We start from the raw sequence: 26,012 nt of genomic DNA on the forward strand, positions 1-26,012 counted from the left end.
CCCCAAGCTTCCTGACTACGGAAGCAGTTGGGAAGATTGCGGGTCACCTTACCGTCCGCGGCGGACAGTCGGTCCTCCCGGATCCCGGAGACTCTCATACCTACTAGGATCAGCGTCTGCATGACCGGTAGCTGTTGCGATGGCGGGGGCGTCGGTGCGTAATTGCGAATTTATCGTGAAGGACTGATGAAACGGTGAGTGTGGTCATCGTGAAGCGGCAGCCACGGGTCATGCCGCCGACCGTGCCCGAGGGGGAAGTCAAGCTCGAATCCCCACCAGAACTGCCGCGGGACGGTGACAGCGACATCTGGATGAATCTCCTGCCCGTGATGGGCATGGGAGGTTCGGTCGCATTCTTCTTCATGCCGGGCTCGCAGCCCTACATGAAGGTCGTCGGCGGCCTGATGGCGGTCTCCACGGTCGCCATGGCGATCGCGCAGGTCGTCAAGGCACGCCGGGGAGGCCGTGCCCAGATGGGGCAGGCGCGGAGGGACTACTTCCGCTATCTGGACCAGATCCGGAAGGACGTACGGAAGACTTCCGAGGCACAGCGGAGCGCGCAGCTCTATCAGCATCCGAGCCCGGATCAGCTGTGGGCGATCGCCGGCGACCCGAAAAGACTCTGGGAACGGCGGCCCTCCGACAACGACTTCTCGTCCGTGCGAATCGGCACGGGCTGGCAGCAGTTGAGCACTCCGCTCGTCGCACCGGAAACGGCACCCAAGGACGAACTCGAGCCGCTCACGGCGGAAGCGATGAAGTCCTTCCTGGACATTCACCGTTCACTTCCGGATCTCCCCATCGCGGTGAGCCTGCGGGCCTTTTACCACGTGGTCGTCACCGGAAGTACGGACGAGGTGTACGGCAATGTACGCGCCGCCGTCGGTCAGCTCTCCTCGCTCCACTCCCCGGAGGAGCTGATGATCGCGGTCGTCGCCCACCCCGGCTCGATGGCGGAATGGGACTGGACGAAGTGGCTGCCGCACGCGCAGCACCCCTCGCAGTCCGACGGCGCCGGCCAGGCGCGGCTGTTCTACGACGACCTGGGGCAGCTCGAGGAGGCGCTCAGCAGCCAGCTCGACGGACGCGCCCGCTGGAACCGCGACGGCACGCCCGTGGCCGACCAGCCCCACATCGTCGTCATCCTCGACGGCGGTTCGATACCGCCCGACTCCCAACTCGCGGGCGCCGAGGGCCTGCAGGGCGTCACCTTCATCGAGGTCGCTCCGGGCACGCTGGACGACCAGATGTCCGGCGGCCTGACCGTCCACGTGCGGGAGAACTCCCTCGAGCTGTACGTCGGCCGGGAGTCGGCCTACTCCGGCAGGCCCGACCTGCTGAGCTACGAGCAGGCCGAGGCGCTGGCCCGCCAGCTCTCCCCGATGCGGATGGGCAGCGGGGAAGAAGGCGAACCGCTGCTGTCCAACCTGGACTTCACCGACCTCATGGGCATCGGCGACGCGGGTTCCGTCGACGTGGCGCGCACCTGGCGGCCGCGTTCGCTGCACGAGCGGCTGCGCGTGCCGATCGGGATCGGCGGCGAGGGCGAACCGGTCATGCTCGACATCAAGGAGGCGTCGCAAGAGGGCATGGGCCCGCACGGCCTCTGCGTCGGTGCGACCGGTTCCGGCAAGTCGGAGCTGCTGCGCACGCTCGTGCTCGGCCTGGCCGTCACCCACTCTTCCGAGACGCTCAACTTCATCCTCGCCGACTTCAAGGGCGGTGCCACCTTCACCGGCATGGCCGACATGCCGCACACCGCGGCGGTCATCACCAACCTCGCCGACGAGCTCACCCTCGTCGACCGCATGCGGGACGCGATCACCGGTGAGCTGAACCGCCGTCAGGAGACGCTGCGCAGGGCGGGCAACTACGCCAACATCACCGACTACGAGAAGGCCCGCGCGGCGGGCGCGGCCCTGGACCCGCTGCCCTCCCTGGTCCTGATCATCGACGAGTTCAGCGAACTCCTCACCGCCAAGCCCGACTTCATCGACATGTTCATCCAGATCGGCCGCATCGGCCGTTCCCTGGGCGTGCACATGCTGCTGGCGTCGCAGCGCCTGGAGGAGGGCAAGCTGCGCGGTCTGGACACCTTCCTCTCGTACCGGATCGGTCTGCGTACCTTCTCGGCCGCCGAGTCGCGCACCGCGATCGGCGTCCCGGACGCCTACCACCTGCCGAACGTCCCGGGCGCCGGCTTCCTCAAGTACGACACCGAGACGATGGTGCAGTTCAAGGCCGCCTACGTCTCCGGTGCCTACCGCACGGCCGGCCCGACGCGGGTCAGCCAGTCCACGCAGACGCGTCCCGTGAAGTTCACCGCCACGCCGGTGGCACTGCCGGCCATGCCGGAGCCGGAGGCACCGGAGACCGACACGGTCGACGACGCTCTCGCCGACACCGTGCTCGACGTGATCGTGCAGAAGATGGTGGGCCAGGGCCCGTCCGCACACCAGGTGTGGCTGCCGCCGCTGGACGAGCCGCCGTCCATCGACCAGCTGCTGCCCGCGCTCGCCGCCACCCCTGAGCGCGGCCTGACGGCACCGGAGTACACGGCCCTCGGCCGCCTGGCGGTGCCGGTCGCCCTGCTGGACAAGCCGTTCGAGCAGCGGCGCGACGTTCTGTACCGGGACTTCTCCGGCGCGGCCGGTCACGGCTTCGTCATCGGCGGTCCCCAGTCCGGCAAGTCGACGCTGCTGCGCACGCTGATGACGTCGTTCGCCCTCACGCACACACCGTCCGAAGTGCAGTTCTACTGCCTGGACTTCGGCGGCGGCTCGCTGCTGTCGATGGAGGAGTTGCACCACGTCGGCGGCGTCGCCAACCGTCTCGACGGTGAGAAGGTGCGACGCACGGTCAGCGAGGTCATGTCGATCCTCAACGAACGCGAGGAGTACTTCCGGACGCACAACGTCGACTCCATCGCCACATTCCGGCAGCGCCGCGCCGCCGGGCAGCTGCCGGACCAGAAGTGGGGCGACGTCTTCCTCGTCATCGACGGCTGGGCGACCTTCAAGAACGACTACGAGATGCTCGAGAGCGACGTCACCGACATCGCGACCCGAGGACTCGGCTTCGGCATCCACCTCATCCTCACCGCCTCGCGGTACACGGAGGTGCGTCCCGCGCTCAAGGACCTCCTGCAGAACCGCGTGGAACTGCGGCTGGGCGACCCGTCCGAGTCCGAGATCGACCGCAAGGTCGCGGCGAACGTCCCGGTGGCCATGCCGGGACGCGGCCTCAGCCCGGACAAGCTGCACCTGATGACGGCGCTGCCGCGCATCGACGGCTCCGCCACGCTGGAGGACCTGCCGGACGCGACCCGGCAGACGATCAGCGCGATCAACGAACACTGGCAGGGCGAGCCGGCACCCGCGGTCCGGCTGCTGCCGACCCTGCTCGAGGCCTCCAGGCTACCCAAGGGCTCCGACTACCCCGAGCACGGGCTGGCGTTCGGCATCGACGAGAGCTCGCTGCGGCCGGTCTTCGTCAACTTCGAGACCGACCCGCTGTTCGTGATCTTCGGTGAGAGCGAGTCCGGCAAGAGCGCCCTGCTCCGGCTCCTCATGCACCAGATCACCGAGCGCTACACGCCGGACAAGGCCAAGATCGTCGTCGGTGACTACCGGCGTGCGCACCTCCAGGGCGTTCCTGAGGCGCACCTGTCGCGGTACTGCGCCGCGTCACCCGCGCTGCAGGAGACGCTCGAGGGCCTGGCCGGCTCCATGTCCCGGCGCATGCCGGGGCCGGACGTCACACCCGAACAGCTGCGCAACCGCAGTTGGTACGACAGCCCGGACGCGTTCGTCGTCATCGACGACTACGACCTGGTGGCCACCGGGCAGAACCCGCTGATGCCGCTGCTGGAGTACCTGCCCTTCGCACGGGACGTGGGGCTGCGCGTGATCCTCGCCCGCTCGTCCGGCGGCGCCAGCCGCTCGCTGTACGAGCCGGTGATGCAGCGGATCAAGGAGCTGGGTGCGCAGGGCGTCGTCCTCTCGGGCGACAAGTCCGAGGGAGCGCTCCTGGGCAACATCTCCCCGACCCAGCTCCCGCCGGGCCGCGGCTACTTCCAGACGCGGCGCCGGGGCGGGCAGCTCGTCCAGACGGGGTGGCTGCCGGCGAACAACTGACGGCCTCCTCTCCGGGGCAGATCCGAACGGACGAAGCCCGTGCAGGGAGTTGGAACCCTGCACGGGCTTCGTCCATTCACAAGCACCGGATGCACGCACGGGGCTGACTCGATCCGGTCTGCGTGGTCAGGGGTGCATGGGAGGATGACGGGTCGGCGGCGGGAGGGGCCGGACCGGTGGGGGTTCGCGGCCACGTCGACGACATTCACGCCGCGGTGCGAAGAAGGGAGCATGCGCCCATGGGGACGCAGCAGGAGAAGGACGAGCTGTACGCGATGGACATCTCCGACGCCGTCTGGGAGTCCGCGCCCGGCGACCCGGAGGAGGAGAGGGTCGAGATCGCGCACCTCCCCGGCGGCGCCGTCGCGATGCGCAACTCCAAGGACCCCGGCACGGTGCTGCGTTACACCGCAGCGGAATGGCGTGCCTTCGTACTGGGCGCGCGGGACGGGGAGTTCGATCTGGAGCCGACGCCGGAGAACGGCGGGAAGTGAGACGGCGGGCCGGGCGCTGAGGCTGTGGCGGAGCGCCGAGGCGGTGGCCGGAGGGGCCGCCGCCGACGCGCCGTCCGGGGCCCGGGGTTGCGGGGTCCCGGACGGGGCGAGTCCCGCCCGGGTCAGCCCCGGCCAGGGGCGGCGGCGAGGAGGCGCGCGTGGTCGGCCTTGGCCGACTTCCGTTCCATGGACAGCACCTGCGTTCTGCGCTGCACGGTCATCAGGCCCCTGCCGCCGGGAAGCGCGAGGACTCCCCCGAGCTCGATGTCCCCGGCGAACCAGGCACCCCGCTCCATCGACTCGTCCCAGCGGTTCCAACGCAGCGGATTGCGGGCGGACATGGTCTGGGACCAGACGGATCCGTCGTCGTCCACGTATGCGCTCTCATCCGCAGCTTCCGCCCCCGCATCGTCGGGGAGTCCGAACTGCACGGGGACGCCCATCGCTTCCTTCGTTCCCGTGAGCTTCCGCACCGCCGGAAGCGACCGCCACGGGTACGCCTCCAGAACGCTGCGGGCCTTGCGCAAGCGGGACAGCGCTCCGCAGCAGGTGTAGAGGGCAAAGGGGTAGGCGAGTACGGCCACGGCACCGATGAGACCGCCCACGCTGTTGCCGCCCCGGCCGTAGCGGCCGCCGTCACCCTCGCTCAACCGCACTTCCGCGAACACGCCGCTCACAACGAAGGCGGCGACGAACAACACGCTCCACAGCGACAGCTTGAGCACGACCCGGCGACGCGTCGCCTTCCACGTCGCCTGTGTGGCCGGATCGTCGAACGCCACTGCGGCCAGGGGCAGTCGGGGCTCGGATTCCACGCGCTGACTTCCTCTCAGACTTGCGGGCTTCAAGAAGACGCTTTCAAACGCGACGCCGGTCGAGCCCCGCACGCTGTGCCTTCTGTGTGCGCTCTGCACCGGCACGGCTCCGCTCGCCGGCGAGTTCGTCCCAGTGCAGAGGCTGCGCGATCATCAGCTCACCTGACCCGGGGACGAGTGCGACCCCACCAAAGACGTCGTCACCGGCGAACCACACGCCCGCCTCGATGTTCTCCGGCCACAGCTTGCCCAGGGGCTGGTGGGCCGACATCTTCGGGGAGCCTTCGTCCGGTCGGCCCAGGCGCAGCGAACGCTTGCCGGAGGCACGGATGTTGAGCTTTTCCACGGGGGCGCGGAATTCGAAGCCGTACACGTCGGCCACGCGGGCGGCCAGCCGGACGGACCGGGACTGCTCGAACCAGAAACGCGTCCCCAAGAAGAGAACAAGGATGGCCATCGGAGCGAGCGGTATGACGTAGTCCGACTTCGTCACCGGTACGCTCGCTGCCGCGGCGAGGCACAGCAACACCAGGATCCCGTAACGCTTCCCCAGCACCGACCGGTGATACTCCACCGCCCCCTGGGCGTTCGTACCGTCCGTGGCATACGGGACGCGACCGCGCACGGGCGCATACAGCGCAAGGAGGGCGCCCGTGCTGCCAAGTGCGGCAAGGCCGATCAGTCCCGGAATGGCGAGGAGGAACAGCGAGTCGGTGAGCACACAGAGCGCAAGCCCGTAGAAAACGGCGAACGCCCCCGTCCAGAATGCGACCCGGCGAAGCGGCGAAGGTCCGCGCGGCTTCGCAGGGCGTACGACGCCGTCGGTCACCCGAAGTCGCTCCTCACCGCGTGGGCCGCCGACCCCGGCTCGGGCTCCGCAGAGCGGGCCGCACCGTCGGCAAGCGCCGGGTCGGTGAACCTCACCGTGGCGGCCACACCGAGCAGCACATTGCGGTAGTCGTCCGCGAGCTCAAGCGCCGGCGTGACCAACTGGACGGCGATTACGGCCGAGTTGCGGGTGTCCGGTATGGCCACCATGCCACGCCAGACAGGAGCGTCCGCAGGACCCTCACCTCCCTCACCGGCTGCTCCCGGCACCATGCTGCGCTGCACGGATTCGGTGAGGAAGCCGGGCCCCGAGGGCAGTTCGACGGGCCTGATTCCCTTGTCCGAGTTTTCTCCGGCCCCGGAGGTCATCAGGGTGGCGAGCACCGCCTTCGGATTGACGCCCTGCATCTCCACGCTGGAGACCGTCAGGACCGACACCGCGGCACTGCCACGGTCGTCAGGGTGCATGCCGATGGCGCAGCCCTGGACCCGCTGCTTCTGCATCTCCCACATGACGATGGCGTACAGACGGAACACCTGGTCCGCACGGTCCCGGACGTCTTCCGGCAGGGCGAGGATCTCCCGCGCCATCTCGTCCAGGCGTTCGCGCTCGGGACGGATCTCGAGCTGGAGATAGCCGTGCGGGATGTCGTACCAGAACGCGGGCGCCGGCCTGTCTTCGTAGGTCTCCTGAGCGGTACTCAAAGCCTGAGCCCTGCCACGAGGTCACCCATTCCGTCCATGATGTCCGTGGCCGCACCCGGCGCCCCGTATGCAGCGGCACCGGCCTTGGTGAATTCCGCTCCGTTGTGGGCGGGTCCGGCATCCGGAAGAACGCCCATCTGCTCAAGAGAGGAGGAGGTGTTGGCCAGCACGTTGGCCCCGTTGATGCCGTATTGCAGAAGACCCGTGTTGGGGTCGGTGGCCACGTCGAGCGCCTTGAAATTGAAGGCCGAGACGGTCTCCCGCCCGAAGGCGGCGACCTTGGAACCGGCGGACATCGCCTCACCGCCCTCCCTGGCGGCGCCTGCCAGCATGCTGACCTCACCACCGGCCTTGCCCAGGGCACCGGCACCGGGCACCATCCCGAGCGCGTCCCCGCCAAGAGAGGCCCAGGCGCTGAAGGCTTCCATGCCGCCGTACTTGCCTGTCAGCGAGTCCCTGAAGTCTTCGCTCGAGAGGTTCTTGGCCATGGACGCGGCGCTGGCCACCACCGCGATGCCCGCGAACACCGGCGCGAGCGGAGTCGGGAAGAGGGCAAGCAGACCCGCGATGGCTCCGATGGTGCCCGCGTGATCGAGGAGGAACTGACCGGCGGCCTTCAGCCCGTCACCGATGGCGCTGAGGGTCTTGCTGAACCAGCCCGGCTCCTTCGGCGCCAGCTTGTCATCCGCCTCGTCCAGGCTGTCAGCGACCTTGTTGGCCTCGCTTTCGTGCTCCTTCTCCAGCTCCTTGGCCTTGGCGATGACGTCGTTGTACGCCTTGTTGGCCTTCTCCAGGGCTCCGGAGGCCTCGCTCAACCGGCGCTCGGCCGCCCGCAACCGCTCCGTCGCCGCATCCGCCTCGGCCTGGCTCGGGAACTCCTTGCCGCCGAGCTTGAGGTCGGGGTCCTTGCTCGCCGTCTCCTCCCGGTCCTTCGCGGTGCCGATCGCTGACTTCTTCTCTTTCGCCTCGTCGTCGTACTTCTTGGCGAGCTCGCGATTGGAGGTCAGGTCCCCGTCCCACTTGGCGAGCTGGGCGGCAGCCTTCTCCAGGGACCGTGCGGCGTTCTTCATGTAAGTCGGCAGGTCGCCGTCGAGTTCGTCACGGAAGGCGTCAGCGGCGTCGCCCTCCCAGTGGCTGCTCTCGCCCAGAAGCCGCTCGATCTGCTGGTGCGAACTGCGCAGCGCCTTGGCCGCCTTGTCCACCTTCGTCTTGAGCGAGTGGACCTCCGACGGAACGCCGGGTACGGGATTCCAGCCCAGGTACGGATAGGGATTGTCAGCCATCACTTGCCCCCGCCGGAAGTTCCCTGGTCCGCCATCTGCTTGAGGGCCTTCTCCAGGTTGTCTTCCATCTCCTTGTAGCTCTTCTTGTTCGCCTTCACGCCCTCGCTGATGCCGCCGATCAGCTCGCTCATCTGCTCGGAGCCGTACTTCCACTTCTCCTGGAAGCCGTCGCAGGCTTCGTCGAGCCGTGCCGTCCCGATCTGGTCGCCCCTGACGCTGGACAGCGCCGAACGGGCCTCATCCAGATCCTTGACGCTGCTCTCCAACGTCTTGACGAACCGATCGAGTTGGTCCGTATCCGTCTTGAAGTGATCCCCCATGAAGTGCCTCTCCTGAACAGCGTGGAAACGGATCAGAGCGAGGCGGCAAGCACACAGAGGTGCGACCCCCGCGCATGTACACCACGCCTCGTAGCGATCGCAGATTATACGAGTTCACAGGCCTTCTGGAAGGATCGAACTGTCGAACGTCCGCCACTGCCGAAGGCCGTCGGCCGGCCCCAGCCGTCATAGGTGCAGCATGAGTTGAAGCGCACGGCAGATCACTGCAGTACGAGAGGGCCAGGAGGCGCTGCGGGGGTCTCCCGGGTTCCCGGACGTCTCCGATCGGAACCGGTCCGGAAGCTCCACAACAACTCCACAGCCCCGCACGGCATGATGGGTGAGCCGCACCGCACCTCATGTGTGAGCGGTTCGAGTGGACATCACCAGCCCCCGAACAACCGCCGGAAAGACTAAGGACTCCGAGTGAACGACCAGTCGCGCGACGACGCAGCCAACAAGTCCCGCACGCCGCTGTCCAGCAACAAGCTCATGCTCTTGTGGTTCGGAGCCATCCTGGTCGTGGCCGTGTGCATCTGGGTCGGCCTCGTGCTCACAAAGACGAGCGACCCGGCTTCGGCCACCTACACGGTCGCCGGCATCTGTGTGTTCATGGCCGCAGTGGTCGACATCGCCACTCGCAACAAGCGCCGGAACGCGGCACGTCGGAACGCCACGTCAATCGAAGAGGCCCGTGGCCGGATCGACGCCGCCGAGGTGCGTGCGCTGAAGGACAAGAGCGGAGAGGTCCGCGCAGTGAAGGCGGTACGAAGCCAGGTACCGGGGCTGTCCCTCACAGACGCCGTGCAGCTGGTCAGGAGTCTCTGACCAGGCGGTCGGCCGAAGGGTTCCGCGACCCCGACGAAAGGCCCCCGCGGCCCCCGGCCCGGGGGGCGGTGCACCGGATCTCGCCACTACAGCCGTGTGCCGGGCCATCCCCTGTCGCCACTGGAGTACGCCGCCAAAGCCTCGGCTTGCGCGCGGCGGCCCCCGGCCGCGGCTTCAGATGCCCTTCAGCGCTCACACTCCTCCTGCTCCCACGCGCCCTGGACCCAGGGCAGCGATGGACCCGATGAACCAAGTTCCGCTGCTCATCGCCGTGTAGGTGGAGGCTGATTCGGCGGCGGGGGCGGCGTGGTGGGAGGTCCACCGAACTGCCCCGCCGGCGCGTGGGGTTGCTGGCCGGGGTACTGCGGAGGCACGCCCAGGGCGTTGCCCGAACCCCACGGGTCACTCACCCGATCCCGGCGGTCCTTCCGCTTCACCAGGACGACAACCAGAACCGCGACGCCGACCAGGACGACGAAGATCAACCCGAACAGGACAATCGGCGGACCCAGCACAAACATCCATCCCCCAGAGTCCCCAGAGGACGAGGATCCCGAGTCGGAACCGGGACTGGTGTCACCCGCCGCCGAACCTGACGACTTCTCCGCCTGCGCCAAAGGGCCTGCCTTGGGACCGGCCGCATAGTCATACGTCACCGCCCGGAACGGGCGAACCACGCCGTAACCGAACTTCTCATCCGGCAACTTGGGCGTATTCCCCTTGGCGTCTGCCAGCGGCTTCGCCGACTTGATCAGCCGGTTGATCACCTGGCCGGCCGTGAGGTCGGGGTGCTTCTCCCGCACCAAGGCAGCGGCTGCAGACACATAGGCAGTCGCATCGGAAGTGCCGCTGCCGATGCCATACCCGGACTGGTGTCGCCTGTTCGCGGAGACAATGTCTTCAGCCGGCGCCACGAGGGTGGTGTTCGAACCCCATGCAGATCCCTCCCACAGCGTGCCGTCACGTCCGAGACCACCCACGGATACAACGCCGGGGTATGCCGCTGGATAGCTCTTGTGCTTACCGGCGACGTTCCCAGTACTTGCCACGACGACAGCGTCTTTCGAAATCGCGTACTGGACCGCCTCTCGATCGCCTTGGTCGGCAGGGCCACCATACGACAGATTGATTACGTCCGCGCCGTGATCTACCGCATACCGGATACCTTTGCCGTAAGTAGACGCAGTGGGCACCGTGATAGGCATGATCTTGGCACGAGGCGCCAGCCCTTTCATACCTGAATTGCCACCCGCACCATGACCGTGGGCAGCGATCAGGCTGGCCATTGCCGTACCGTGCCGACCACCGTCAACGGTGTCAGATTTTGCGCTCGTGTAGTCCTTGCCGGCACCTACGGAGCCCTTCAGGTCTGGATGACCTTTGTCCACGCCAGTGTCAACTACCGCAACGGTTACGCCTTTCCCTGTAGCGTGATCCCAGATGTCCTCTGCGGCAAAGAAGTCAAGCGCCCATTGCCGATCGCGGATGTCGTCTGCGGAAGCCACGGGAGCAGGGCCGAGGAGCAGGGCTCCTGTCAACACCCCCGCGCCAGTGGCACACAGTGCTCGTCGAAGATGCATTTCCCCTGCTTAACCGTCCAAAGGACGCGCCCCGGGCGACTCCTAATCGGATTGAAGCCCCCGGGACACGAAACTCCGTTCAATTCACCTCACCGCGGCGGCTGATTCGGCGGCGGGGGCGGCGTGGTGGGAGGCCCACCGAACTGCCCCGCCGGCGCATGGGGTTGCTGACCGGGGTACTGCGGAGGCACGCCCGGGGCGTTGCCCGAACCCCACGGGTCACTCACCCGGTCGCTGCGGTCTTTCCGCTTCACCAGGACGACAACCAGAACCGCGACGCCGACCAGAACAACGAAGATCAACCCGAACAGGACAATCGGCGGACCCAGCGCAAACATCCACCCCGCTGAGTCGTCGGATGATGACGAACCGGAATCCGAGCCGGACCCCGCCTCTCCCGCGGCGGTGTCCGAGGGCTTGTCCGACTGAGCGAGCGGGCCGGCCTTGGGGCCAGCAGGAATGTCGTAGGTCACGGCTCGGTAGGGCCTCACGACGCCGTAGCCGAACTTCTCATCCGGCAGTTTCGGGTTGCTCGCTTCTTCAGGTCCAGGCACCTTCGCAGTTTTGATCAAGCGGTTGATCACTTGGCCTGCGGTGAGCTCAGGGTGTTTCTCACGCACCAGGGCCGCGGACGCGGAAACGTATGCCGTGGCATCCGAAGTTCCGGTTGTCATCGCATAACCAGAAGCCGAGGTGGTGTCAGCACCAACGTTCTTCGTCGCAGGAGCGACCAACGTTGTGTTCGACCCCCACGATGAATTCTCCCAGACAGCCCCGGTGTCATCCACCCCCCCTACCGAAACGACACCGGGATACGCAGCAGGATAGTTCGTCTCCTTCTTCCCATCATTACCCGCTCCCGCAACAATGACCACGTCCTTCTTGATCGCATATTCGATGGCCTGTTGTTCCGGAAGACTCTTAGTCGTCACGATCGATAGATTGATGACGTCTGCTCCGTGATCGACTGCGTAACGCACCCCGTCTGCCCAGGAAATGCCCAACTCGCCATCTTCGTGCTTGAATCTGATGGGAAGGATTTTCGCCTCTGGCGCCAGCCCCATGACCCCAGCCCTATTCCCTGCGCCATGTCCTCGCCCAGCGATCAGGCCAGCCATGCTAGTTCCATGCCCGTCTGTGTCCTCCTGGGCACTTCCACCTTCTTTGGTGAAGTCTTTCCCCTTGAGGACTTGCCCTTTGAGATCTGGATGCGAAGCGTCGACGCCCGCGTCAACTACAGCAACAGTGACGCCCTTGCCTGTGGCCCTTTCCCAAATCTTGTCCGCATCGAAGGCAGACAAGGCCCACTGGCGGTCGCGGATGTCGTCTGCGGAAGCCACGGGAGCGGATCCGAGGAGCAGGGCTCCCGTCAACGCTCCGGTGCCCACCAGGTGCAGCACTCGTCGGAGGCTCAACTCCTGCTCCTCTTCGTACTCTCGACGATGGCCCTCGCGAAGTAGCATCCGCGAGGGCCATCTGTGATCTTCAGTGGCTACCCGCCACCGTTCCTATTCGATCGTCTTGGGAACGCTCCGGCCGTCCTCCGGCGTCCAGGTCTCTTCATCCTCGACCAGATAGTCGGGACGGCTTCCCTGTTCGCGTTCCTCGTCACCCGGTCGCTGGCTCGTGCCTCGAGCCCCACCGCCGAGCATTCCTCCCCGTCCAGCGGCACCCCCCTCGCCACCACGGCCCCTGCCAAGCCCCGTGCCGCCAGGAGTGGCAGGACTACCGCCACTGATCCCCTTGGGAGCTCCGGCGACACCGCCCTTCGCCTTGGCGAGAGCGCCACGACCGGCAGCGCCCGCAGCTCCCCTACCGCCGGCGGCCGCACCTCCACCTCGGCCGCCCATCGCACCGGCGCCGCCGATGCCGGAGCGGCCGGCGGCACCACGGGCAGCAGCTCCTCCGCCAGCCGTCAGGCCACCGCCAGGAACGCCCGCGGTAGCGCCGGAGCTACCGGCTCCGATGCCGCCACCCGTGCCGGAGGAAACACCACCGCTGCCGGGAACGCCGCTCGTTCCGCTGCCGGAGATTCCAGACGGCAGGCTGTCCACCTTCGTCTGGCTGGCCGGTACTTGTTGACCACCGGAAATGCCGGGGTCACGGGGACCAGTTGTCACCGGCACCTTGGAGGACCCGTCCAAGTTGGTAGAGGTCTTCGCTCTGCCCGCAGCAGAAGGCCCGGCGGTGGAACCCGAGGTAGCAGGAATCGGGGTGGGCATCGGGCTGGTGGGCTCCGACGGAGGGATGTCGTCGCGACCATCGCCCACGCCCGGAGCGCTACGCAGCCGCTGCTTGTAACCCACGTAGCTGCGGCCGAGGTTCTCCATGATGGCGACGGCCTTGAGCTGCTCTTCCTTTTCGGCCCCGATGTAGCCTTCGTTGGCCTCTGCGATCAGGTCCTTCGGAATGTTGCCGCTTTTTACGTCAGCTTCCGTGTACTTGTCGTCACGCCCGGAGTCGGTGACGAGGTCCCACGCCTTACCGAACCAACTGGGCTTCTCGATCTTGCTGATCGCGTCCCGCTGGGTACGGAGGTCGTCTGCAGCCTGAGTCATGACTTGGGACACAGTATGGGCGTGTGAAGCGCTGTTGGCGATCTGCTGGAGGATCTTCTCAGCCTTGGCCTTGAACTGGTTGGCGCTTTCGCCCTCCCAGTGTTCCAGGACGTCATCGACAGCCTTCTTGAGCTGGCCGTAGGCACTGCCGCCGGAAGGTGTCCCGCCGCCTTCGCCGACGAGCTTGTCGTGGACCCGCTTCCAGTTCTTGCCGATTCCGTCCACGCCATCGGGGTTGGCGTTTTCGATCATGCCTTTCAACTGATCGATGTCGTGGGCCGTGAAGTTGGTCTCGAGGGGAAACTGCTCGTTGGCCTTCTTGTAGTCCGAGATCTCCCTCTCGTGACCCTTGAGGCCCTCGTCGTGCGATTCCTTCTTGGCGCGCTCCATCGCTTGCCGCTGAGCCTCGATCTGCTCAGGCGACTGATAAGCCGGGTATCCCACAGTCAGTCACTCCCACCGTTAGTCATCAAGCCCACAGGTCAGGCCCCGAAGTCGGTGTCGCTCGACACCGCGCGCTTGTTCTTGTGCTCCTGGTCGTCGTAATTGCGCCGGACCTGGGATGCGTTGGAGCTGAACTTGACGATCAGATTTTGCAACTGCTTGATGTAGCCCTCGATGTCACTCTTCACACCGTCGTGCGCCCCGCGGAAGCCCTGCTCCTCGCTGAAGCCCTTCCCCAGCCATCCGGGCGGGAGGTACGTCTCGTACTTGGCGCACGTGTGCGGGCCGCCCATGTCGTCGACGACCCGGTTCAGCTTCTTGATGACCTCGTCCAGGGCGCTCAGATCGACCTTGTATCCGCTGCTCATGCCCCGTCTCCTCTCCCCCTGCTGCCTATTGCCTCGTTGAAGTCGTGGTCTGCGCCGGGCTGCCCGCCGTCGAGCGCTTGCGGCGGTGGTCGCGGGCTGCGACAGCGGTGCCACCGATGAGAATCGTCAGTACGGTGCCTGCGGCCATGACGTAGACCGAGAGGCGCTGCGTGCGTTCGGTGTCGCTCTCGCCGACCGTGAGGGACATCGGAGTGACGTGGCGGCTCTGCTGCGCCTGGTCACGCCTGGGCCGGTCCTGAGGCTTGTCGTCACCCGAGAGGGCTGCGACGGGGTCGACGACGCCCCAGCCGAGTTGCGGGTCGGGGCCGGCGCCGGGCCTGTTGGCCGTCTGCTGGAGACGCGCAGTGATCTGCTGGGCGTTCCAGTCGGGGTACCTCTCGTACATCAACGCGGCGACGCCGGCGACGTACGGCGCCGAGAAGGAGGTTCCGTCGGCGGAACACTGGCCGCCCTTGGGCACGGTGGAGACCATGCCGACGCCGGGGGCCGCCACGTCGACGAATTCCCCGGACTGGGAGAAGAAGGCACGCTCGTTGTTCCGGTCCGAGGCGCCGACGGCGAGGACACCCTCGTAGGCGGCCGGGTAGGTGTTCTCGAGCTTGCCGTCCGCGCCGTCGTTGCCGGCAGCGGCCACCACCAGGATGTCCTTGGCGACCGCGGCGTCGATGGCGGCCTCGAGCCCGGCGTTGGGCTTCTTCGCGACCGTGTCGGAAGAGATGTTGATGACGTCCACGCCCTGGGACACGGCGTAGCGGATCGCCTTGGACATCGTCTCGGAGTTGCCCTGCTTGTTCTCGGCACCCGTGTACCGGAGCGGCAGTATCTTCGCGCCCGGCGCGATGCCCGAGAACCCGCTGCCCGGGACCTTGTCGGCGGCGATGATCCCGGCCACGCGTGTGCCGTGACCGTTGACGTCGGTCGTGCCGTTCGTCTTGCCGACGAAGTCGTCACCGCCCGGGCTGAGCGCGGGACGGATCTGCGAATTGCCCTTGTCGACACCCGTGTCGATCACTGCGACCGTGACGCCCTTGCCCGTCGCCTTGCTCCACAGCTCGTCCAGGAGTACGCGCTGGAGCGACCACGGGGTGCTCTTGATGTTCTTGCCGCCGAACTTGCACTCGCTGCTGCTGTTCAGCCCCTGGTCCTGGCCGGCCCGGCCCGGCGAGTGGCCGGAGGAGGAACTTCCGCCCTGCGAGGGGGACATCGGGGCCGCGGCGGCGGGTACGGCGGAGCCGGCGGCGCTGAGACCGAGCGCCGCGAGCAGGACGAAGGCCCGCTGGGCACAGCGGGTGCTCCGGGGCCTTTGCGCGTCGCGCTCATGGGCCCCAGAGGTGAGGACTTCGGCGTTGGATCCAGTGACAGCCTTGGACATTTGTGATTCTCCCCCGGGGACGCCGGTCGGTGCCGACGTGCCTGCCCCGGCCCGGCCGGAACGCCCTTGACGCAACGGCAGGAGCGGGCCGGCCGGTGAGAGGCCGGGCCCACTCCTCGTACGGGCGTTGCCGGTTGTTCAGCCGCCCCAGACGTTCGCGTTGCTCTTCTCGGTGGACTGGTAGTTGTCCGCCGAGTTCTGCAGCGCGGTCGAGATCTTGAGCAGAACCTGGTGCAGGTGGTCCGCCGTCTGGTCCCACTGGCGCTGCTTGGCCTGGTAACCCTCCTGGGCGGAACCTTCCCAGGTGTTGGCCACGCGCTTGACCATGGCCTCAAGGTCGTCGAGCTGGCTCTTGATGCGGCCGGCCGTGGACCTCACGTCCTGCGAGGCCTGCGACACGGTCTGGAAGTTTACGAGAATTCCGGACACTTACGACTCCTCCTTCAGCGATTCTTCGGTAGTAGTAGCTGTGAACTCAGGGGTTGAACGGACGGGTGCCGATCGGGCAACTGGCCCTGGATCAGCCGAAGTCCGACATGATCTTGCTGACCTCGGAGTTCTGCTGCTCTTCCGTCGCCGAGTAGTTCTGACGGGTGGAGTCGACCGCTTCCTTGATGTCGGTGAGGATGTTGTTCATCTTGCGCGCATCCTCGTTCCACTGCTGCTGCAGCCGGTGGTAAGCGCTGGCCGCCTGGCCCTGCCAGCCGCCGGCGATCTGGCTGATCACACCGTCGAGGCGCTTGACCTCACCCTGGACGGAGCTGTTGACCTCGCTGATCTTCGACGACAGAGCGCGGAGCTCGTCCTCTGTTACCCGAAACTGTCCTGCCATGGCGCACCTTCCCCCATGCTATTCATGTGAACGTCTCAGCAGCCCGGATCGGGCTGGTGGGTCACCCTATGCCACGCACAGAACGGGCCGTCAGCTGACACCGTGAGAACACTACCTTGCCCCACCGACACAGCCGTTCGCATGTCATTACCGTCACGTGGTCAACACACCGCTGCGACCAATCCGTGATCCCCGCGGTCGGCGCCTCGCGCCCCGAAGTCACCCTGCCCCCCGTCGCCCCCCTGAAACGCCCGGAACCCCGAACCGGGAATGCGTAACTCCCGCCCTGTGGACGGGAGTTACTGCCTACCCCGGAATCGGCCGGGCGATGCGTGCGGCGTGTCCGGCCGTCACAGCCCCTGTTCCTGCGAGGCGCTCCTGGTGTCGAGCGTGGGGCCCTTGGGCAGCAGCGACGACCAAGTCTGCGGGACCGAAGCGATCTTGGCCTTCTCGTAGCCGAGGCGCGCAGTCGGGCTCTTCTCGCTCGCGCCCGCCGCCTGCTGTTCGTCTCCGCCGCCCTTGGGGAGGGCGTAGCGCAGACCCGAGTCGGTCAGCAGGAACTGGGCGCCACCGCCGCCCCTGCCGCTGAACTCCCGGTAGAGCAGGCCGGATCCGGGGCTGACGTACGCGTTGGCGGAACCGTCGACGACGTTCGCCGGGTAGTCGGGCCCGGCCCAAGCGGCCAGTTTCGGTGCGCCGTTGGCCATCTTGCCGGTGTAGACGCTGCAGGAGACCTGACGTGAAGTGGAACCGAACCCTTCGGGCGGGCGGTTGACGTGCTTCAGGACGTTCTCGGGCCAGCCCTTGCCCCCGGTGTCCATCTGGTCCGACGCTCCCGCGCCGGCCACCTCGACGTTGCTGACCGACACGAGCTTCTCGCCCTGTTGCACCAGGTAGAGCCGGGCCACCAGGGGAGTCACCCGCTGCACCCTCTCCTTGAGCACCATGTAGTAGTACGTCACACCACCGGAGCTGGACTTCAGCACCTTCCCGACCGAGCGGGCCTCGGCGGGCAGCGAATCGACGCCCGGGAACGCGGGGTCCGTGCCCTGCGGGGCGTCAAGCTTCGGGAAGACGAGGTCGGCACCGCTGTTCAGGGTCTTCAGCCACTGGCCGGAGACCTTCTGCGGCTCTCCGGGGTCGCGGAGCACCTGCTTGGTCAGCACGTTGCGCTCGGCGAGCTTGGCCTGCGTCTTGCCCTGCGGCCCGTCGAGCAGGAGTTTGGTGCCGGTGCCGTCGATCACGTAGCGGTCGCCGGTCTTGGCGTCCTCGACATACAGGCCCTCGCCCCGGTCGAGCCGGTACTTGTTCTTGAGGGTGTCCTTGTCACGGCCGCCGAGTACGAAGACACCCTGCTGCGGCTCGCCTTCACCGCTGGGGCCGGGCTTTTCGCAGACCGCCCACTCCTTGGCCGATTCGGCGTCGGCATCGTCCGGCAGCCGGTCGGGGGCGTACGGGATGCCGATGGTGGCGCCGCGCGGGATGGGGCTTGCGTCGATGTCCTTGCCGGAGACCTCTATGACCTCGCCCTTGCCCTTGTCCAGGACGAGCTTGGCGGAGGCGAAGTTCAGCACAGGGTGGAGCTGCTTGGTCTTCTTGCCGGACTTCGTCTTGTGCGGCAGGACGACGTACCGCGTCGTCGAATCGCTGTCGACGATGATGTGTTCGCCCGGCTTGTCCCAACCGGGCGGCGCACTGGGGGCGATGGCGCCCCATGCGATGCTTCCGGCGACCAGCACCACACCCACGACGATGCTGGGCATCATCGCCCGCACGGGACGCGGGGCCTCCTCGTCGGAGACTCTCGAATCCGGCTGCAGAAAGGCCGCAAGCGTGCGCTTCCGCGCGAAGGTGTGGGCGCTGAGCTCGTCCCGCCGCGTCGACATCGGTCCCCGTCTCTTCCGTTCCCGTGCTGATGAAGTAACCGGTGAGGGTGGTGCCTTGGTGGCTCCGGGCGGCCACGAAGACCGGTGTCACATGCTCCGCGTCGCCCTTTCCGGTACGGCGCCGGCCCCCGGGTCCGCCTCCCCCGGCGGCACTACTATGCCGCCCCACGGTGCGTGCGCAAACGCCCGGGTGGGAGCAGAGGTCGCGGTATCCGCACAATGCCCTCACTCACCCTGCTGTCGGCCGCCTGCGGGACCGAGTCGGCGGTGAGTATCCTGACGTCCGGCCGGCATCCGTCGCGGTGCAGGCCGGTCCGGCTCCCCGTCCCGCACGGGGCCGGCGAAACGACGGCACAGCAGGGGGCGACCGCAGACGCCGGAGGGGCGAGGCCGAACCGGCGGAACCACGAAGGCATTGCGCAGAAACCACCCGTGCGGCGCGGCCCTGTCCGGTGACGCGCACCGCACGCGGAATCGGCGACTGTGGTCAGCAGCCGTGCAGATGACACCTCGAAGGGGAATTACGGGGGATGACGAGCGCCACCCGCAGCCGGTCCCGGAACCAGCGCGTCCCGTCTCAGCGGAATGACGGGCAACAGGCCCCGGCCGCCTCTCAGGCACCCACCACAGCCACTCTCCGGCTGAGCAGCAAGCCCGGCAGTTTCGGCCCGGTGCGGCTTCAGCAGCTGATCCTGATCGAAGTCGCGGCGGGACTCGTGCTGGTCGCCTGGATCGCGCAGAAGTGGCTGGTGCTTCCGGCCGCCGTGGTGGCCGGACTCCTGACCCTGTTCGCGCTGGTGCGCCGGCGGCAGCACCCGCTGTCCGAGTGGTACGAGTTGAAGCGTTCGCTGCGGCGGCGCAAACGCGGGGCGAAGTACCCGGTGCCGGCAGGAACCGATCCCAGTCTCGCGCCGGTCGTGGAGTGCGACGAGGCGGTGCAGACGTCCACCTATGTGACGCGTGAGGACCGCGCTGTCGGCATGGTCGGCGACGGCACGTTCCTCACGGCCCTGATCGCCGTGGAGGGCAAGGACGCCCCGCTGCGCCCCGGGCGCACGGGCCGCGTCGAACGCCCCGTGCCCCTCGATGTGCTCCACGGAGCGCTGACGACCGATGACATCCGGCTGGAGTCCGTCCAGATCGTCCAGCACACGCAGCCCGCTCCGGCGCCGCATCTGCCGGAGCAGTCGGTGGTGGCCCGTTCGTACGGCTCACTGCAGGAGGCCTCGGGCATCCCGTCGCTGCGGATGACCTGGGTGGCGCTGAAGCTCACGCCGGAACTGACGCCGGAGGCCATCGAGGCGCGCGGGGGCGGGCTCGGAGGCGCGCAGCGTTCCCTCGTGCGCGCCGCGGACCAGCTCGCCAGCCGGCTCGAGGGCGCGGGGTTCAGCGCCACGGTGCTCAACGAGACGGAGGTCATCCAGGCGCTCGCCACCTCCACATGTCTCAACCCCCGTGCCGGCAACGCCAATTCCCATGACGGCCGTCAGCCGCAGCGGCGCACGGAGGAGTCGGTGCGCGGCTGGCGCTGCGACGACCGCTGGCACGCGACGTACTGGATCAGCCGCTGGCCGCAGGTGGGCCCGAACGCCGTGAGTTCGGCGCACCTCGCGTCGATCCTCACCTCGCTGCGGGTGTTCACCTCCGTCTTCAGCATGACCATCGGCCCGGGCGACGGGCGTTCCGCCTCCATCTCGGGGCACGTGCGCATCGTCACCCGGAGCGAGAACGACCTGTCCACCGCGCGGCGCGAACTGCAGCGCACGGCGAGCCGGGCGAAGACAGGGCTCGTCCCGCTGGACCGGGAGCAAGTGCCCGGCGTGCTCGCCACTCTGCCCCTCGGAGGCACCAGCTGATGTCCACTCCGATGATGCCGAGACAGACCGGCATGCCCGGCGCCGGCCTGGGCCGTCAGCAGCCGCAGGGCGGCATCGGCCAGGACGGCGAACCGGCGCAGCCGCGGCACGTGGCGACCGCGACCGACACCGGGGTCATTCCGGTCTTCGGGCACGACGACGAGTCGCAGCAGCAGGCCGCACGGCCGCGCCGCCCGGGGTTCGGCCTGCGCGGGCCGCGCCATCTGCGTCACAAGGTCGCGGTGGAGCAGCTCGCCGCGATAGGTGTTCCGCTCGGCGACGACGGTGTCGTCATCGGCACCGACGCCCAGCGGCAGCCCGCCGTTCTCGGGCTCAGCCGGCGCACGGCGTACGACGTCCTGCTGATCGGCGGTCTGTGGACGGCGCAGGTGCTCGCGCTGCGTGCGGCGGGCACGGGGGCGCGCGTCGCGGTGGAGACGGGCCGTGCGCACGTGTGGACGGCGCTGGTGCGGGCCGCCGGTGCCGAGCAGCAGTGCATGACGCTCTACGACGTCGGCCATGTGCCCTCGCTCGGTCCGTCCGTGAGCAGTCCCGTGGTCATCATCCGCGACTGCGGCATGAAGCCGCCGCGCGGGCGGGTGTCCTCTGCACCGTGGCAGTCCGTGGTGACGCTGCTCCCGTATCTCAGCCCGGCCGCGCCGAGGCTGCTGCAGACCTCGTCCCTCGTGGGCATTCAGCGGGTCTCGCCGGACGAGGCGGCGCACCTGTCGCGGACGATGCGGCTGCCGCGCGAGGAGACCGAGGCGCTCTCGACACTGGGTGACGGCGTCACACTGTGGTGCACGCGCAAGGACAGGTACTACTCGCTGACGCAGCCGACGGACGCCGAGGCGGGGCTGCTCGGCAACCCCCGGCGCCTGGACTGACAGCGCGCGAGGCAGTCGTGTCCGGCGGGGCCGAGTCCTGCCGAAGTCCTGCCGGACACATGCCGGTTCGGGGTGGTCCGGGACGGTTCGCGGCGCCGGTGCGGTGACTGCCCGGTCGGCCCGGTCCCCGGTGCTCGTCCGTTCCGCCCTGTTCCGGTACGGGCCGACGCACCTGCGTACAGCACCGACAGAGGTCGTGAACCGGGAAGAAGTTGACCGCCCGGCAGTGCGCTCCGAGACTGGAGCGAGACCTTCGACTGGTTGAGTCGGGTCGTTCGAACAGAAGTGGCCCCCCGGCTATCGCACCGGGCACGAACGGGCCCGCAGTGCCGTGCCTCGAGGCGCCGAGATTAGGCTGGGGCACTGCGCCACAAACGGGGTGTGCGACCACACAGCAGGAGGCATTGTGAGCAGCGATCGGGACGAGATCCGCTGGGGCAGGACGGCGCCCGATGCCGATCGAGGCGACGCGGATCCGGCGCCCGAGAACGACACGGAGTCGACGGGGCAGTTCACCATCGACTACACGCCCCCTGCCTGGTACACGCAGGACGCCGACAGCGCCGCCGCCCCCAACACCCCTGGCGTGGGGGGCAATCCGAGCGGTCCGACGACGCCGCCTCCGTTCCAGGCGACGACTCCGCCGCAGCCGCTGCCGGGGCCGCCGCAGGAGCAGCCTCCCGGGCCGGGCCCGGCCGTTCCGGAGCCGCCGCAGAACCCTCCCGCGCAGCCGGGGCAGTTCGCGCAGCCACCCTCTTCCGGCGACGCGTACGCCGACCCCCGGAGCGGGTCCACCGGGAGCCACGACTGGCAGGGCGACGGGGTGGGCCGCCCCTCCCCCGCACCCGCCGATGCCACGCATGTGTTCCCGTCGCTGCGGCAGTGGGACGCTCAGGGCCGTCCGGCCCAGCAGGACCAGGGGGACCAGGGGGACCAGGGGGACCAGCGCAACGAGCCGCAACAGCAGTCCCGCACCGGGGAGTTCGGCGAGGCACAGGGCGACTCCGGGCAGCGGCCGGACCGGAGCGACGGGGCCGGCACCTCCACGTCCGGGCCGGCGGCGGACGAGACGGGTGCCGGGGCGCCGGACGCCTCTGCGGCCTCGCCGCCCTCGTTCCCGTCCTTCCCCTCTTTCCCGTCCGTTCCGGAGCCGGAGCCGGAGCCCGGCGGCGGCGCCTCGGCGCGTGCGGAGGGAGCCGGGGACTCGGAGCCGGAACTGCCGGACGACGAAGGCTCCTCCGCCGCCGACGCGCCGCATGCCACCGACGACGACGCACGGCAGGAGGCCGCCCGGGGAAGCGGCCCTGACGGCGCCGGACCGGACGCGGCCGAGGAGCCCCGCGCCTTCGGCACCTCGTCGGACGGTGAGGGAACGGACGTCCATGACGCGGGCGACGGTGGCACGGCCGACCGCGAAGACGCGGCAGGGCCCGGGACGTCCTCCGGGCCGCCGGCTCCGGAGGTTGCCGCCACCGCGGACGACGACACCGCCGCTGACACCACCGGCGCCGACCCCAGGACCGGCGAGGGCACCACCGCTTCCGCGGCGACGCAGCTCCCCCAGCAGGGCGCCCCCTGGACGCCTCAGGGCACCGGCACCGGGCAGTCGGAACAATCCGGTGAACTACCGCCGCTCCCGCCGGACTTCCAGCCTGCTGCGTCGGGTTCGGGCACCTCCCCCGTGGCGGGGAATCCCCCTGCCGCACCCGCTCAGGAGACCCCTGCCCCGGGTACGCCCGCGGCCGGTACGCCGGCGCAGGTCCCGCAGCAAGGCGGTTACGGATACCCGCAGCCGGGTGGAGGGCAGCAGCCCGGCTACGGATACCCCCAGCCCGGCCAGCAGCCGCCCCAGCAGCAGCCGCAGGGCTACGGCTACCCCCAGCCGGGACAGCCCCAGCCCCCGCAGGCGCAGCCCCCGCAGCAGCAGCCCGGTTACGGCTACCCCCAGCCCGGACAACAGCAGCAGCCGGGCGAGATGCCGCCCGCGGCGGCAGGCGGTCAGGCGGCGCAGGCCGGTTACGGCTATCCGCAGCCCGGGCAACAGCAGCAGCAAGCACAGTGGCCTCCGCAGGCGCAGCCTCCGCAGCAGCAGCCCGGGGCCGCCCAGCAGACACCGCAACCCGGCTACGGCTACCCCCAGCCCGGACAACACCAGCCACAACCCGGCCAGCAGCCGCCCCAGCAGCAGGGCTACGGCTACCCCCAGGCGGGACAGCCCCAGCCCCCGCAGGCGCAGCCTCCGCAGCAGCAGCCCGGGGCCGCCCAGCAGACACCGCAACCCGGCTACGGCTACCCCCAGCCCGGACAACACCAGCCACAACCCGGCCAGCAGCCGCCCCAGCAGCAGCCGCAGGGCTACGGCTACCCCCAGGGGTGGCAGTCCGGCCGGCCCGCGCAGCAGGACCAGCCGCCGTACCAGGCCTATCAGCCGCCGCAGCCTGGCCCCGCCGGGCAGGGCGCGCCGCAGGGCCCGCAGCCCGGAGCCGGTGGCCCGGGTGCCATGGGTCCGGGTCAGGCGCCGGCCGAAGATGCGCGGCGCCAGGGTCACGGCGGCAATCCGCTCGGCTACACGGCCGCGGTCGAGCTCTCCTCGGACCGGCTGGTCAACAACCGGAAGAAGCCGCGTTCCCAGAACCCCGCCCTCGGCGGCAAGTTCCGGTTGGGCGGCAAGAAGGAGGAGGCGGAGCGGGAGCGCAAGCTGAACCTGATCCGTACGCCGGTGCTCTCCTGCTACCGCATCGCCGTCATCAGCCTCAAGGGCGGCGTGGGCAAGACGACGACCACGACGGCGCTCGGTTCGACTCTGGCGACGGAACGGCAGGACAAGGTCATCGCGATCGACGCGAACCCGGATGCGGGCACCCTGGGACGCCGCGTGCGGCGTGAGACGGGCGCGACGATCCGTGACCTGGTGACGGCGATCCCGTACCTCAACAGCTACATGGACATCCGCCGCTTCACGTCGCAGGCGGCGTCGGGCCTGGAGATCCTGGCGAACGACGTCGATCCGGCCGTCTCCACCACGTTCAACGACGACGACTACCGTCGCGTCATCGACATCCTCGGACGGCAGTACCCGATCATCCTCACCGACTCGGGCACGGGGCTGCTGTACTCGGCGATGCGCGGAGTGCTCGATCTCGCCGACCAGTTGGTCATCATCTCCACGCCGTCCGTGGACGGTGCGAGCAGCGCAAGCACCACACTGGACTGGCTCTCGGCGCACGGCTACGGGGATCTCGTGCAACGGAGCATCACGGTGATCTCCGGTGTCCGCGAGACCGGCAAGATGATCAAGGTCGAGGACATCGTGGCGCACTTCCAGACGCGCTGCCGCGGGGTGGTGACCATCCCGTTCGACGAACACCTCTCGGCGGGCGCCGAGTTGGACCTCGACATGATGCGTCCCAAGACCCGTCAGGAGTACTTCAACCTCGCCGCTCTCATCGCCGAGGACTTCGCGCGTCAGCAGCAGGAACAGGGCCTCTGGTCCGGGAACGGCAACAACCCGCCCGCGCAGACGGCACCGCCGCTGCCGGGCCAGCCGGGCTACGGTCAGCAGCCGCCGTTCCCGCAGCAGCAGCCGCCTCAGCCGGGTCAGCAACCGTATCCGCAGCAGGACGGCGGCTGGCCGCAGCAGCCTCCCGGGCAGGTGCCGCCCCAGCGGTAGCGGGTGCGGGACGGTCACGAGGCCGGCCCGGGGTCACCACCCCGGGCCGGCCTCGTCATCTCCGCTGGGGCTCTGCCGTTTCAGGACGTGCCGGTCTCCCCGGACCCTGCCGTCTCCACGTCACCGTCCGCGTCGCCGTCCCCGTGGACCTCTGCCCCTGCCCCTGCCACGAGGGCACGGCACTGCTCGACGTCGTGCGCCATCCGCGCCAGCAGGGCGTCCAGGGTGTCGAACTTCTCCTGTCCGCGGATGTAGTTCAGGAAGTCGACGGAGACGTGCTTGCCGTACAGGTCCAGATCGACGCGGTCGATCGCGTATGCCTCGACGGTTCGCTCCGTCCCGTCGAACTGCGGGTTCGTGCCGACGGAGATCGCCGCGGGCATCCGCTCGCCGTCGGCGTTCAGCCACCCGGCGTACACCCCGTCAGCGGGCACCGCCGTGTGCGGGACCGTCTCCACGTTGGCCGTGGGGTAGCCCAGTTGGCGACCGCGCTGCGCGCCGCGCACGACCACGCCCTCGACGCGGTGCGGCCTGCCCAGCACTTCGGCGGCCCCGCCCACGTCCCCGTCGGCGACCAGGCCCCGGACCAGCGTGGACGAGAAGGGCTCTCCGCCGCCGGCGGAGCCGCGTTCGTAGAGATCGACGACGATGACCTCGTAGTCGTACGTCCGGCCGAGTTCGGTCAGGAAAGCGACGTCACCCGCGGCCTTGTGTCCGAAGCGGAAGTTCGGCCCCTCCACCACGCCGACCGCGTGCAGCTTGTCGACCAGCACCTTCGCCACGAAGTCGGCCGGCATGAGTTTCGAGAAGTCCGCGGTGAAGGGCAGCACGAGTACGGCGTCCACGCCGAGCTCCCCCATGATCTCCGCGCGCCGCGGATGCGGAGCGAGCAGCGGCGGGTGGCTTCCGGGACGCACGACTTCGCTCGGATGGGGATCGAAGGTGACGACGACGGCGGGCACTCCCAGTTCGCGGGCGCGTGCCACCGTCTTGTTGATGATCAGCTGGTGCCCTCGGTGCACCCCGTCGTACGAGCCGATGGTGACGACGCTGCGCCCCCAGCCCTCCGGGATGTCCTCCAAGCCACGCCAGCGTTGCACGTCCCTGCTCCTCGCCGATGCCGATGGTC

20 protein-coding genes are annotated in these 26,012 nt (G+C 68.6%); 6 read left to right on the forward strand and 14 right to left on the reverse strand.

Annotation, left to right across the window (positions count from 1 at the left end; all coding sequences use genetic code 11):
- Positions 1 to 194: 194 nt before the first annotated feature.
- Together eccCa and H180DRAFT_RS13285 are read left to right on the forward strand one after the other, a co-directional pair.
- A complete protein-coding gene (gene eccCa / locus H180DRAFT_RS13280) occupies positions 195 to 4,136 on the forward strand; it encodes a type VII secretion protein EccCa (protein WP_055486269.1) in 3,942 nt (1,313 codons plus the stop codon).
- A 239-nt stretch (positions 4,137 to 4,375) separates the two neighbouring features.
- A complete protein-coding gene (locus tag H180DRAFT_RS13285; RefSeq protein ID WP_055486270.1) occupies positions 4,376 to 4,630 on the forward strand; it encodes a DUF397 domain-containing protein in 255 nt (84 codons plus the stop codon).
- A gap of 122 nt (positions 4,631 to 4,752) precedes the next feature.
- On the opposite strand, the gene H180DRAFT_RS13290 is transcribed toward H180DRAFT_RS13285, so the two are convergent.
- The 5 genes from H180DRAFT_RS13290 to H180DRAFT_RS13310 are packed head-to-tail and all read right to left on the reverse strand — an operon-like array spanning position 4,753 to position 8,581.
- Positions 4,753 to 5,445 (reverse strand): hypothetical protein, encoded by a 693-nt coding sequence (locus H180DRAFT_RS13290; RefSeq protein ID WP_055486271.1) that lies wholly within the window; start codon positions 5,443 to 5,445, stop codon positions 4,753 to 4,755.
- A gap of 43 nt (positions 5,446 to 5,488) precedes the next feature.
- Positions 5,489 to 6,274 (reverse strand): hypothetical protein, encoded by a 786-nt coding sequence (locus H180DRAFT_RS13295; RefSeq protein WP_055486272.1) that lies wholly within the window; start codon positions 6,272 to 6,274, stop codon positions 5,489 to 5,491.
- Complete coding sequence (locus H180DRAFT_RS13300) at positions 6,271 to 6,978, reverse strand: hypothetical protein (protein WP_055486273.1); 708 nt, start codon at positions 6,976 to 6,978, stop codon at positions 6,271 to 6,273. The genes H180DRAFT_RS13295 and H180DRAFT_RS13300 overlap by 4 nt, the downstream gene beginning before the upstream one ends.
- On the reverse strand, positions 6,975 to 8,261 hold the full coding sequence (locus tag H180DRAFT_RS13305) for a WXG100 family type VII secretion target (protein ID WP_055486274.1): 1,287 nt from the start codon (positions 8,259 to 8,261) through the stop codon (positions 6,975 to 6,977). The genes H180DRAFT_RS13300 and H180DRAFT_RS13305 overlap by 4 nt, the downstream gene beginning before the upstream one ends.
- A complete protein-coding gene (locus H180DRAFT_RS13310) occupies positions 8,261 to 8,581 on the reverse strand; it encodes a hypothetical protein (protein ID WP_055486275.1) in 321 nt (106 codons plus the stop codon). Before H180DRAFT_RS13310 ends, H180DRAFT_RS13305 begins: the two co-directional genes overlap by 1 nt.
- A gap of 426 nt (positions 8,582 to 9,007) precedes the next feature.
- Between H180DRAFT_RS13310 and H180DRAFT_RS13315 the strand changes: the two genes are divergently transcribed.
- Positions 9,008 to 9,409, forward strand: coding sequence for a hypothetical protein (locus H180DRAFT_RS13315; protein WP_055486276.1), 402 nt, complete (start codon positions 9,008 to 9,010; stop codon positions 9,407 to 9,409).
- A 263-nt stretch (positions 9,410 to 9,672) separates the two neighbouring features.
- On the opposite strand, the gene H180DRAFT_RS13320 is transcribed toward H180DRAFT_RS13315, so the two are convergent.
- From H180DRAFT_RS13320 to eccB, 8 genes are all read right to left on the reverse strand, one after another.
- Entirely contained in the window at positions 9,673 to 10,914 is a 1,242-nt protein-coding gene (locus H180DRAFT_RS13320) for a S8 family serine peptidase (protein ID WP_254666014.1), read from the reverse strand.
- Positions 10,915 to 11,078: 164 nt separating this feature from the next.
- A complete protein-coding gene (mycP, locus tag H180DRAFT_RS13325) occupies positions 11,079 to 12,389 on the reverse strand; it encodes a type VII secretion-associated serine protease mycosin (RefSeq protein ID WP_254666015.1) in 1,311 nt (436 codons plus the stop codon).
- A 108-nt stretch (positions 12,390 to 12,497) separates the two neighbouring features.
- Complete coding sequence (locus H180DRAFT_RS29505) at positions 12,498 to 13,991, reverse strand: WXG100 family type VII secretion target (protein ID WP_139151386.1); 1,494 nt, start codon at positions 13,989 to 13,991, stop codon at positions 12,498 to 12,500.
- A gap of 38 nt (positions 13,992 to 14,029) precedes the next feature.
- Positions 14,030 to 14,359 carry a hypothetical protein gene (locus H180DRAFT_RS13335; protein ID WP_055486279.1) on the reverse strand — a complete coding sequence of 110 codons (330 nt, stop codon included), beginning with the start codon at positions 14,357 to 14,359 and terminating at the stop codon, positions 14,030 to 14,032.
- Between the two features lie 25 nt (positions 14,360 to 14,384).
- Positions 14,385 to 15,752, reverse strand: coding sequence for a type VII secretion-associated serine protease mycosin (gene mycP, locus H180DRAFT_RS13340; RefSeq protein WP_079100087.1), 1,368 nt, complete (start codon positions 15,750 to 15,752; stop codon positions 14,385 to 14,387).
- Positions 15,753 to 15,890: 138 nt separating this feature from the next.
- Positions 15,891 to 16,181 carry a WXG100 family type VII secretion target gene (locus tag H180DRAFT_RS13345; protein ID WP_055486280.1) on the reverse strand — a complete coding sequence of 97 codons (291 nt, stop codon included), beginning with the start codon at positions 16,179 to 16,181 and terminating at the stop codon, positions 15,891 to 15,893.
- 91 nt (positions 16,182 to 16,272) lie between these two features.
- Positions 16,273 to 16,584: a WXG100 family type VII secretion target gene (locus H180DRAFT_RS13350; protein WP_055486281.1), complete on the reverse strand. Its 312-nt coding sequence runs from the start codon at positions 16,582 to 16,584 to the stop codon at positions 16,273 to 16,275.
- 350 nt (positions 16,585 to 16,934) lie between these two features.
- Positions 16,935 to 18,470, reverse strand: a complete 1,536-nt coding sequence (eccB, locus tag H180DRAFT_RS13355; protein ID WP_055486282.1) for a type VII secretion protein EccB — start codon at positions 18,468 to 18,470, stop codon at positions 16,935 to 16,937.
- A gap of 671 nt (positions 18,471 to 19,141) precedes the next feature.
- On the opposite strand from eccB, the gene eccE reads away from it, so the two are divergent.
- The 3 genes from eccE to H180DRAFT_RS30425 all read left to right on the forward strand — a co-directional run bounded on the left by eccE (position 19,142) and on the right by H180DRAFT_RS30425 (position 24,883).
- Positions 19,142 to 20,326: a type VII secretion protein EccE gene (gene eccE, locus H180DRAFT_RS13360; RefSeq protein ID WP_055486283.1), complete on the forward strand. Its 1,185-nt coding sequence runs from the start codon at positions 19,142 to 19,144 to the stop codon at positions 20,324 to 20,326.
- A gap of 14 nt (positions 20,327 to 20,340) precedes the next feature.
- On the forward strand, positions 20,341 to 21,213 hold the full coding sequence (locus H180DRAFT_RS13365; RefSeq protein WP_254666016.1) for a hypothetical protein: 873 nt from the start codon (positions 20,341 to 20,343) through the stop codon (positions 21,211 to 21,213).
- Positions 21,214 to 21,619: 406 nt separating this feature from the next.
- Entirely contained in the window at positions 21,620 to 24,883 is a 3,264-nt protein-coding gene (locus tag H180DRAFT_RS30425) for an SCO5717 family growth-regulating ATPase (protein ID WP_055486284.1), read from the forward strand.
- 80 nt (positions 24,884 to 24,963) lie between these two features.
- On the opposite strand, the gene H180DRAFT_RS13375 is transcribed toward H180DRAFT_RS30425, so the two are convergent.
- Entirely contained in the window at positions 24,964 to 25,983 is a 1,020-nt protein-coding gene (locus tag H180DRAFT_RS13375; RefSeq protein ID WP_079100088.1) for a bifunctional riboflavin kinase/FAD synthetase, read from the reverse strand.
- Positions 25,984 to 26,012: the final 29 nt, after the last annotated feature.

Origin of the sequence: Streptomyces sp. WMMB 322 (assembly GCF_900090145.1) — a bacterium.
Lineage (GTDB): Bacteria > Actinomycetota > Actinomycetes > Streptomycetales > Streptomycetaceae > Streptomyces.